The 11,530-nt window shown below is 38.5% G+C and carries 8 protein-coding genes; 1 reads left to right on the forward strand and 7 read right to left on the reverse strand.

Translation table 11 applies throughout. The annotated features are described in order from the left end of the window. From JNL75_00510 to JNL75_00540, 7 genes are all read right to left on the reverse strand, one after another. A partial coding sequence (locus JNL75_00510; protein ID MBL7788294.1) for a hypothetical protein occupies window positions 1-5,586 on the reverse strand: 5,586 nt, incomplete at its 3' end. A 42-nt stretch (window positions 5,587-5,628) separates the two neighbouring features. After that, a complete protein-coding gene (locus tag JNL75_00515; protein ID MBL7788295.1) occupies window positions 5,629-6,438 on the reverse strand; it encodes a hypothetical protein in 810 nt (269 codons plus the stop codon). Between the two features lie 480 nt (window positions 6,439-6,918). After that, window positions 6,919-7,356: a hypothetical protein gene (locus JNL75_00520; GenBank protein MBL7788296.1), complete on the reverse strand. Its 438-nt coding sequence runs from the start codon at window positions 7,354-7,356 to the stop codon at window positions 6,919-6,921. Window positions 7,357-7,404: 48 nt separating this feature from the next. Then, window positions 7,405-8,709 carry a UDP-N-acetylglucosamine 1-carboxyvinyltransferase gene (murA, locus tag JNL75_00525; GenBank protein MBL7788297.1) on the reverse strand — a complete coding sequence of 435 codons (1,305 nt, stop codon included), beginning with the start codon at window positions 8,707-8,709 and terminating at the stop codon, window positions 7,405-7,407. A gap of 127 nt (window positions 8,710-8,836) precedes the next feature. After that, complete coding sequence (locus JNL75_00530) at window positions 8,837-9,505, reverse strand: DUF4290 domain-containing protein (protein ID MBL7788298.1); 669 nt, start codon at window positions 9,503-9,505, stop codon at window positions 8,837-8,839. Between the two features lie 148 nt (window positions 9,506-9,653). After that, window positions 9,654-10,361, reverse strand: a complete 708-nt coding sequence (locus JNL75_00535) for a hypothetical protein (protein MBL7788299.1) — start codon at window positions 10,359-10,361, stop codon at window positions 9,654-9,656. Between the two features lie 15 nt (window positions 10,362-10,376). Further along, complete coding sequence (locus JNL75_00540; protein ID MBL7788300.1) at window positions 10,377-10,598, reverse strand: hypothetical protein; 222 nt, start codon at window positions 10,596-10,598, stop codon at window positions 10,377-10,379. A gap of 62 nt (window positions 10,599-10,660) precedes the next feature. Between JNL75_00540 and JNL75_00545 the strand changes: the two genes are divergently transcribed. Then, complete coding sequence (locus JNL75_00545; protein ID MBL7788301.1) at window positions 10,661-11,365, forward strand: M48 family metallopeptidase; 705 nt, start codon at window positions 10,661-10,663, stop codon at window positions 11,363-11,365. Window positions 11,366-11,530 lie beyond the last annotated feature (165 nt).

The raw sequence follows: 11,530 nt of genomic DNA on the forward strand, positions 1-11,530 counted from the left end.
TCTATACCATTGGAAATTCGTCGCATTCGAAGAATTCGCACGAAGCAAGGTCGAAGAGTTAAAACATACCACAGGATTATCTGCCGTAGCAGCATTATTCAAATCATAAAATACAAAACTCTCATTGTAGGTCGTAGCACACCCATTCTTCGTCGCATTGATAATCACATTCTGAGTACCAGCCAACATCGTTCTATCCGTAGGATTCGTCGTAGAACTACCTCCGCCTGGGAAGGTCCATGCATACGTCACTCCACTCGAGGTAGAACTCGCAGTAAACGTTATTGGATTCGTCAATAAACACGTGTTGTCTGGGGTGATTGCTAATCCTTGGGGGATAGGCTTAATCGCAACCACTATTGTATCGAATGAATTACAACCCATTCTCGTGATGAATAAGGTATTTCGTACCGTATCCATGTTATTAGGATCGGTATTCGTATAAGTATAGGAAGGATTAGACGTCGTATTGCCATCTCCCCATAAATAGGTATAACCTGAAACTGGGTTCATCCCCACTGAAAGGGTAGTACCTGAACAAACGGTGGTATCATTCTTAGCTGCGGTAACACCAAAGCCCACACTGGCCGAAGGATATGAACAGACACAATTTACACTACTATCTAGCATAACTCGCAATGCACATGCCTTGCCCGCAGGAGCAAAATAGGAACCTGTCACATTCGTAGATGCACCCGATGCTAAGCTAGCTACGGTATGTGTAAATACACTATCCGTCATGAAAGCTCCACCCATAAACTTGAATCTCAAGTTAGAGGCTGCTTTACCTGTATTCGTCACCGTATACGAATAGTTAACCGTCTCACCTAATGGTGAGTTGATTAAGGAAGAAGTCACTGCTAAGTTCGTTATAGAGATAATACCTCCTTGAATAGCAGAGGTATCTTCTTTGGTAAATATCGGGAAATCTACATTACAATTACCTCCTGAAGCACAGGCTGCACTCACAGGGTACTTCTCAAGAACCGTCGTCTTAGTATATAAATTATTCGCGCAAGTTAAACGCTGACTCGTAGAAGTAATACCGAAACGAATTCTCGCCGTATCATTCACAGCAAAATTGCTGGCAAATCTCCACTCTAATATCGTCTTGCCACCCGTCGTAGTCACCGTAGGTGTCGTGCTCGTAAATTTACTAGGATTGGTCACGGTCACTGTACCCGGTGTCAAAACAAAGTTTTGTGGCATTTCATACTGAATATATTGCGAACCATTGGTCGTAGAACCACTTGTATGTCGAACCAACATCTCGATTCTACCTGTATCTGCACACATACCAAAATCAGAAACGGTAAATGGATTCACTTCCATAGTCAAACTAGGATTGGTAGGAAGACCATTGACTCTTAACTGTAACGTAGCAAAGCCATTACCTTGTATCACGTCTCCGCATGCTCGCTCACCGGTGGTATTCATAAATATCTGATCTCCTGAACGGAATGGACAACCCGTGGCATATCGCATACGAACCACCACGCTATTACTGTCACCTGTAGCGGTTTGATTAGGAAGTACACCATTCTTGAAATATCCCGTCATGTCAAAATTATAGGTACCACCATTAATGGTAGGAACCACAGGAAGAACTTGATAAGAAGCTGTGGCTGGCCACTTGTAATTCGCCGAATTCGGAACATAGGTCAAATTCGATGATACCGGTATCGTATAAGCAAAATTGACTTTGCGTAAATCCGCGGCACCTAGATTGGTAATTCTATACTCTACCGTTATAGTATCACATACATTAATCACTCCGGTACCTGGGGTAATACTCGTCATAACTACCTGAATCTGTCCTGGTGGTATCTGTATAGGTAAGAAGGCCACGTTTTCTCTATGCGGACACTTATAATTATTCGGAGGTAAATAACCTGCATCAGGGTCTGTAGGATAGTAGCTACAATTAAATCCTTCTCGAAGAACAATCGTATCATTCTCGCAACCGTTCACTTTAGCAAAAACTCTAAACTGTCGAGAGCCCGAAGCTGGGACATTGCCCACTTGGGACCATTTGTATTGATTCGCTCCTACAGCATAGGTTAGCAATGGCATATCCGTATTAGTAGCGATATCCACCACTCGAACTATGGTAGCAGACTTGGCTCTGAAGTCTAACCATGTGCGAGGCATAGCCGTGGTGCTTGTATTACCCACAGTCACCGTCCACTCTAGCGTATCTTTCTGTGCGATATTTGCACTGGAAGGATTGACTGTTAAACTATGGTTTGGATTAGTAGCAGCTGCTGAATAGGATGTCCAACCTCCACCAGTACCGCCATTGAAACGCACACTGTCAAAAATTCTAGGCATTTGTCTATTATGCCAGTATATAAATCTACCACGGAAAAGATTAGGCATGAAGCTACCTGCCGAATTATTATGGCTAGCATACGGTATACTGAGAGGAAGCGCACATGTCGGGCGGAAAAAGAAACCAAAATCGAAATGGTGGTAATCATCAGAGGTAAAGGTAGGCGCTATCTTTGGATAAACACTGTCTAGCCTCCACACAATTCTATTCAGATAGCGCTCTATCAAACGCTGATTTTGTGGTAAATGTTGGTTGCCAAAACTAACATTTCTAGAAAAATTATTAGAGTCTGTAAAATTAGGGCGACCGGCTGGATTTCGATTAAAACTTAAGAAGGAATTGATCTGAGGACCAAAAATACTATCTATAAATACTGGGTTATATGTAATACTCCATGTGTCAGGAATTCGATTGGAAAATCTGGTCTCAAAGGGAAAATAATCCGGACTAGGAAGATTCCAATAATAAATACGCATCATATGATTTCCATTCATATCACAAGCACCTACTGTAGAGGCTTGTGGTACGTAGTCGAATATTTGCTGACCAACCCAATATAGTTGAAATACTGCCAATCGTCTTCCCCAAAGCTCACAGTCTTGGTTGACCTGAGCAACCTCTGATTTTAATTCTCCAATAGGACTGATATCGCGCTGGGTATTGAGGTATGGTTCTCTCTGTGAATTATGGGTCAAGACTCCATAGAATTCAATGACAAATGAGTCTGGTGTATAAACACTAGATCCAGTAGAACCACCCATCATAAAGGTAGTATTACCGGAAGCGCGCACACTATCTACAAAAGCACCGAGGTTGATTTCGATATCTCCTCTACCTGTAGCAGGTCTCACATATCTAGCATTAGTAACGAAGAAATTGTAGGTAGTAGATGAACTCACATCAAAGATACGAATCGTCGAAGTAGGTAGTACCCGAATGGTATCAAGGTTGTCATATAAATTTTTAAAATGTGCATAGGCTATACCAGAATTGAAGGCAGTATCTTTTACATAACCTCTTATCGTATACTTTACGGTATCATAAGGTATAGTTTGACTATAGTCTATACTATCTATAAATGGATGGGAAGGTGTGATTTTCACTCTTCGATAATCCGGCAAGAAACCGATGGTCTCTCTCTTCACATCAAAAGCAGTCAAATTATATCCCTTTTTATTCGCAGGGCAGTGCTTACGAATAGGAGAGCCATCTTTCATTAACAGTTCATTATAGCAAACAGACCCATCAGAAATCCACTGCATAAAGAAAAATGAGCGAATAGAATCTTGCACCAATGCTACACTAGGAAATACATCTGCACAAGGATCTGCTAAGGAAGCGCAATCCAAAGTTACTCTAAATGGAATCTCACCTAGCTGATTATTTCCTAAAGAACTATTGTTCCAAACAAAAACAACTGTATCGTAGTCACCCGGTCCATCTACCTCATACTGCTGAGCTGCATTTAACCAATGGGTGCCAGGAGCACTTATTTGAGATATACTAGGAACCTGCTGAACCATTCTACCTACTGAACCAGGGACATAATTTAGACCTGGAGGCAGAATTGTTCTTACAATAATTTTTTGTGTATCTACGTAGGAATGTGGTAAACTATATTGATTCCAAAACTTAACATACATTGCATGTTGTGCACCTCCTCCATAAAAATCCTCGGTACCGCCCACTTCAAATTGATCAAGATCTTGATAATTATAATGGAAATTGAACTGTGTTCGAGGAAGAACAGATTCCTTGCACATATTTCTAAAATACACCGATGTGTGAGTCTGTTGATAATCGAAGATTATTGCTCTATCGTTAGCCTCCATTGCCCTTGCATTTACTGCTGCTGTAAACTTTTCTCCCTGCATACGATAAAAAACTTGTATTTGTACTGTATCACCTTCGGCTAGGTCATCGATCTGCCCATCCCCATCGAGGTCTTTGAGGCCACTCGGTGTCGGTGAAGTGTAGGTAGCCGAGGTCAATTTGTTTATTTTTATGACAGAATCGTAACCAGACAGATTATTTGAAAAAATAGAACCCGGTGCCCCACTTGTGGTATCTTTAAAACTGACTAAGACCCCATTAATTTTTATTGAATCTACCATATACTCGGTAGTGCCATCACTATTTCTTGTGAATCCTTGAAGTAAGTTACCCGCTGCAAATGGCCAAATAGTTGATGATTGGAAAAATTCAAGGTCATAAATAGTACCAGCACCAGGTATTCCTCCATTATTAGTCGTATTGCGGTAGGTCGTTCTAGCTTCCCATGGTTTGCAATAACTTTGTCGATTGCCAGCACCGTATACATTGGAAAAACCATTGCCAGAATAATGACTCAATGTAGTCAGTTGATATGGTACTACCCTAGCTTCCCCAAGGGCATTCACATCTGAGCTCTTATCACAAAAAGCTGCACCCGTAGTAAAACAACCCCAGGTAGCATAGTATTTTAGACCGAGATTAGAAGGTACTGCCGTATTACAGCCTTTGATACGCATAGTATCATAGAAGGTAAAGTTCTCGCCTACTTCCAATAAGGTATCGCCATCACCTACCGTCTGGAAATCGGAGCCTCTAAAGGTATAGGTAAAGGTATCGCCCTGCGAAGTTTGAGAAAATGTACCTCTATTTACCCCCATAAACTGGTAATATCTAAATTGATTCAACACCACTGCCTTAGCCTGTGTAAGAGGTACAAGGGCATTCGTAGAATTAATCGTAAATCCTCTTACCAATACCTGCTCCGTCACCAGATTGGTCAATAAACCAGGACTCGTTTGATTCGCTGCCGAGGTATTGCTAATTCCAGCCATAGTGATAGATGGAAATAAGACGTTGATAACACCCGTATTAGCTGTATTAATCACAGCACCTCCGCTAGTTTTAAGTACGTTCGCTATATTGGTAGAAGTAGAATTACACCCCGACTGTACAAAGTATCGTATACGAACAGACGCTGCAGGAGCTAGACTGGCTATCGTCATTTGTGGAGTGAGATTGCTCGGATTGGTTACCGATACACCTGCCACAGGTACCATAGACACAAAATTGAATCCATTGAGCGTAGGCTCTAATCGAAGATTGGTAACAGTGGCTAATGTAGAGTTGGTAACCGTGACGGATACCGTATCTCTATTGTGGCATGCTCCCAAGGTTCCTGGTGTATAGTTTACCACGATAGTCTGTGCAGAAGCAGTATAGGCTATCATGGACAACAGGGTGAGATAAAAGATTTTTTTCATACAACTAGTTTTAGTGAAAAATTTATTTAATTATGGTTTATTTTAAAAATTAGGTTGAACATTCAGGACGACAAATTTGTCATTATATAGCTTGACTGCCACTTCATTGAGTAAAATCGCAGTCAATTCATTATCATGCGAAATACTCGCCTTGACTCTCACATCATTGATATTATCAAATGAAGCTTCAACAAAACTGCCCCCAAGATATACATAGGCTTTTTCTTGCTGGTCCTTGATAAATACATAAAACTCTCGTAGTCCAGAACCCGTAGGAATAAAACCCCTGGACGCTCCATTGTTATCTGTTCGGAATATACCTTTGGACTCTTCGGAATAAAAATAACGATAACCTCCACCAAATCCATTGACAAAATACCAAGACTTACCCAAGCCTGACATATTGTAATTAATCTCTGCTTTCCACTCAAAGGCATACGAATATGTGCTAATTTTATTGCCAGCTGTATTTATGACAGCAAACTCGTCCTTGGCTACGGATAATAGTTGTTGCGGACTAAAGCCCGCTTTTTTCTTTGTATCTACCGAATCTATCAACTTAAAGTTCTCATCTATGACATACAAGAATTTTGGATTCTTGGTGACCAATAAAACCTCCATATTTGGCATAAGAAAAGCCTTTATCAAACTATCCTTAGCTGCTAGTTTATACTCCTTATCAACCTCTCCAGAGAGCTTATATCGAACTACTTTCTTGCTAAAAGTGACGTATAATCTACTGAGGTAATCTACCTCTATCCCTTTGGCTGTAGCCTCACTAAACTTAACCTCCGTCGCAAAGGAAGGGGTACTACAAAGAATAATTAGAAAAAAAAGTAAGTGTTTAATCATTCAACGATTTAGATATAATCTGAAAAAATGTAATCAAACTGTGTGCCTAAGTTGGTTTTTTTAAGATTTATTCCCGAAAATATAAACATATTATGGTTTATAGGTTGATTTTATGATATTTATAAAAGCTTTATTTTATTGAGTTGTAAAAAAGAGGTAAGAAAACTAAGGAATTAGGTGACTAGTTTTATGGAAAGTGGGCTTCTATTTTTTCTTTTCACTTCATTGACTTCTTATACCAATAGCGGTTTTAAAATGGTCCAACCCATTTTAAAACTTTGCTATGGTAAATGCCGTAGCTGTATTTGTTTAGTGCAATGAGCCATGCAACATTGGACTATTACTAATACGCTTACAGTATTAGGAGGAGAAGATGCTCTCATCGATTTTCGCCAAAATTATAATGAGGCTCTAGTGGAGAGAATGGGGTTGGATCAGGAGTGATCTTTCGTGGATGCTAAGAGCCTCCGAGTGACACCATTAGTCTTCTACCCACATCGTATTGCTAGTTTTTAAAAAAACATATTCAACTGAAGAATCATCTCCTAAATAGATAACTTTATAATTTGAAAGGTTGATAGACCGAATCGACATGCTAATACTTCTTGCATAATTGTCATCTCTAAATTTACCGATTGTATAAACCTTCTTATTGTCAATATAAGAAGGCATTATGGTGTAAGAAAATGCCTTTTTAATAGGCTTGGGAGATTCTAATCTTAGATAATAGCCTTTAGGCAAGTCCGTTCGGTTTCGTTTAATCGAATCTAATTCTTTTTTTAGATTGATATTAAGAGCGAGTAAATTCTCAAGTTCTGCGTACAGATTTTGAATATCCTTAACCTTGTCCCCAGACTGAGCATGCACGAATATAGGCAAAGCACTGCATAACAGAATAAATACATGAAATCTATTCATAATTGTGAAAATTAAAAATTATACCTTTGTGCTGTAGGGGTATATAGTTTACCTTCTCACTATATCCGCACCTATAGCATTCAACCTTTCGTCAATATATTGATACCCTCTATCAATCTGCTCTATATTCTGAATAGTAGATTTTCCTTTGGCACTCAGCGCAGCTATGAGCAAGGCGACTCCTGCTCGGATATCGGGGCTACTCATAGTAATACCGCGCAACTGACGCTCCTTATTCATACCTATAACGACCGCTCGATGTGGATCACATAGCGTAATCTGAGCTCCCATATCCTTTAATTTATCTACAAAGAATAATCGCGATTCAAACATTTTCTGGTGCACGAGCACAGAACCTTTAGCTTGAATGGCTACCACTAATATAATACTCAGCAAATCTGGTGTAAAGCCAGGCCAAGGATGATCATAAATCGTCAAAATGGAACCATCGATATATTTGGTAATCTCATAAGATGATTGAGATGGAATATAAATATCATCTCCTTTGATCTCTAACCGAATGCCTAGTTTTCTAAATACATCGGGTATCAAACCAAGCATGTCCACTCGGCAATTTTTTATGGTGATTTCAGACTCCGTCATAGCTGCTAGACCGATAAAACTCCCTATTTCTATCATATCAGGGAGAATAGTGTGCTCACAACCACCCAATTTGCTAACTCCTTCGATATGTATCAAGTTGGAACCTACTCCGGTAATTCTGGCGCCCATGCTATTGAGCATAGCGCATAGCTGCTGCAAGTAAGGCTCACAAGCTGCATTATAAATCGTGGTATTGCCAGATGCCATTACAGCAGCCATGATGATATTCGCTGTACCAGTAACGGAAGGCTCATCGAGCAGCATATAGCCACCCGTTAGCTTCTCTGCATTGATAGTAAAGAAATCTGAATTGTCATCAAACTCAAAACGAGCACCTAATTTTTCAAAGCCCAAAAGATGCGTGTCAATAGGTCTTCGACCGATTCTGTCGCCGCCAGGTTTAGGTAAGAAAGCTTTTCTATATCTTGATAATAAAGGCCCTAAAACCATGACTGATCCACGAAGGGCAGCTCCTTTTACCTTATATTCATCGGTGGTTAGGTAGTCGAGATTGATATTGTGGGCTCTAAATTTACAAATACTTCTAGAAACTCTCTGAACCTCTACTCCCATGCATGCCAGCAGGTCGATAAGATTATTGACATCGCGTATATCAGGAATGTTGTGAATAGTGACCTCATCATCGGTCAATAAAACAGCACATATTATTTGTAAAGCTTCGTTCTTAGCCCCTTGCGGCACTAATTCTCCGCTGAGTTTTTTACCTCCATTAATTTCGAATACAGACATACTACGATTTAACTTATTTAATTTTACGTATAAGTTTTTTAATTAGATTGATAAAACAAAGGTAAACAAGAAAGCAGTTTAAAAAAATGAAACTCTTCAACTTTATTCACATAAAGTAAAAATCTGTCTATTTTTTATGCTGAAAATTATTGTTGGGTCTATTCCCTTGATTATGACCTCCGCCCTTTTTCTTCTTCTTTTTCTTATTATTAGAATTATTTCTATTCTGATTAGAATTGTTTGTAGTCTTTCCTTTTGGTAGCAAATGTCTTATTGACTCATCATCTGCCATCTCTAGCATACCCGAGGAAATGTTAAACAAATCATTCTTAACAATAGCATCGTTTACTACTTCGTTATTCCATGTTTTGTGAACCAATTTCATATAGCTAGCAATCGGACCCGCTATGACTTTTCTATGGTCTTCTGATTGATTTTTCGCCTCTTCTATAAACTCTACGATATACTTGCCATAATGTTTGAACTTATTATGCCCTGATGGATAAGCTAGCGGCTCTGGAGTTGGCACAATAAACTCTCGTTTGGCTATCTCGTAAGGAGCATCGACATCTAACTCATAATCAGCTATGAAATAGAGATGATCCCAAAGTTTTTTGAGATAATCTTCTGTGGATTTACTCGCAGGAGTTAGCTGCGCCATGAAGTCCACAATTGCAAATGCCATTTTGGTTCTTTTCTCTCTATCCTCTTCTGACTTGGCATGCATGACAAGCTTTTGGATAATTTTTCCATACTCTTTGAGCACTATGGGTTCTTCCTTGACGTAATAATTCATTAAATTACTTTACTATTTACTATTAATTTGCAACACTAAGGCTCATTTTAAATCATATATTTTGTGTGTTCGATACATTACAAAAAGCCTAGAATTAAAATAGATCGACAATGAGCCAATAATTTTCAATATTTTAATTTACACTCAACTAAGATTCATTATTCACTTTCATCTGCGGACTAGCGGCTATTCCTCCTGTCTCAAAGCCAAGCCTTTTAGATGTCCTACGCGGTGAGTCGCCGTTTTTCTCTACCATTTCATATAATGGTATAAATCTCACTTCATTGAATGGCGGCGCCCATAGGTCGTAATTAATGCTAGTAACTATACAATTTTCTACCACCTGATTTACCATATTTTTTTCAAATATTTGATTAGGTAAATCTGTAAATAAAGATCCTATAGCTCCCATACCCTCGATAAAAAATTTATTTTCTCGATTGATAAATATTCTACACACGAGCTCTCCTATATCTCTCATTCTATTGTATTTCACAGAATCATTTAAAAAATTAAATACCTCTATCATACAGAAATATGCTCGTGAATGATTCTCAGCTATATAATTTGTATTGAATAATGAATGCGATCGATCAAAGGAGAACACATTGGAGTGAAGAGAAAATATCAGTAAATCTCCCCCAAATCTCAGCCAAAACTCATTGCGATTGACATCTTGAAATTCAACAAGAACTCGTTTATCTACTTTGGACACATCTTCCTCTAATACATGAGCCGATTCCGATGAACATTCTCTCAATAAATCGAATGCTTTATAGGAATGCTCGAAAATATCTTGCTTGACTACAGCTATAGAACTCAAGCTTTGCTTAGCTCTGCCGAAATCATAGGACATGCTATCCACTGTTTTTTAAACGTATCTAGGTACTCTACTGACCTTCAATAATACTATTCCAGCAATCAAGATAAGGCTAGAAATAGCAAACGATAAGGCAACACCTGAATTGACCATAGAGTATTTTACCGCATTATTATACTCTATATTCAATGGACTATTGAGATATACAAAAAAAGTAATGATGAACATTATTGATCCCCATATTGTTAATAATGTAGCTAATGGCTTTATCATTGGAATTATAATTTTACAGGCAAATATAACATGTTTCGATAAAATCAAGACAATAATTCAAAGTGCTATACTCCAAGGAAATACTGACCGTCCAAGACACCGAACAAGAAGTGTTTTTATACTTGAAAAAGGTTAAAAATCACAGCTACCGAATTAGTGGTAGTAAAATCAGTATGACCCTACCGAATAGATATACCAACCCGGATACCATAAATAAGTATAAGCTGGAGCTTTTGAATATGATTCAGCAGAAGCTAGAGGCTGAACCTAAGTGGCTCAAAAGGAAAAGTTTATTTGAAAATAAGATTGTCTCCATAATGAATGAACCCTTTCAGGTCATAAATTCGGCTGAATATGGACTCGCTCCAATAAATTTCGAAAATAGAGAGATTTTTTGGACGAATGCATGGTCCGAAAAGACAAAATCAAGTTTTATTAAGAAGATAGTTAAGCAATATAGCCATATCGTCGAAAATCGTGTTCGATATTGGAATCAAGTGACTATTCAAGGCAGGATAACAAATGTAAACCTAAAAAATAATCTTACCACTTGGGGCTTGTGCTCCAATAGAGGTGAAATAACGATATCGGTACATACCCTATTCGCTCCCCTTTGGGTGATAGATTATGTGATCATACACGAACTTTGTCATCTAGTACATCACGATCATTCTGTGGAATTTTGGCGGCTAGTCGAAACGTTTTATCCAAAGTACAAGCAAGCTAAAAAATTTCTTAAGGAGAAGGGTATGGAATTATCGTATTAAATTGACTTCACTTGTTTTTGTAATCTCCTGACTTGTCCACTTAAAGTTTCAATTTTTCTTAATGTATTGATATCAAATGTTTTACATTTACCTTAGTGCGGCATTTGTCGCACTAAGGTAAATTATGTTGAAAATTAGAGAAGTAAAAACAGCTTCCAATAATAT

The sequence above is a fragment of the Chitinophagales bacterium genome (assembly GCA_016787225.1).
In the GTDB taxonomy this organism is placed as follows: domain Bacteria; phylum Bacteroidota; class Bacteroidia; order Chitinophagales; family JADJOU01; genus CHPMRC01.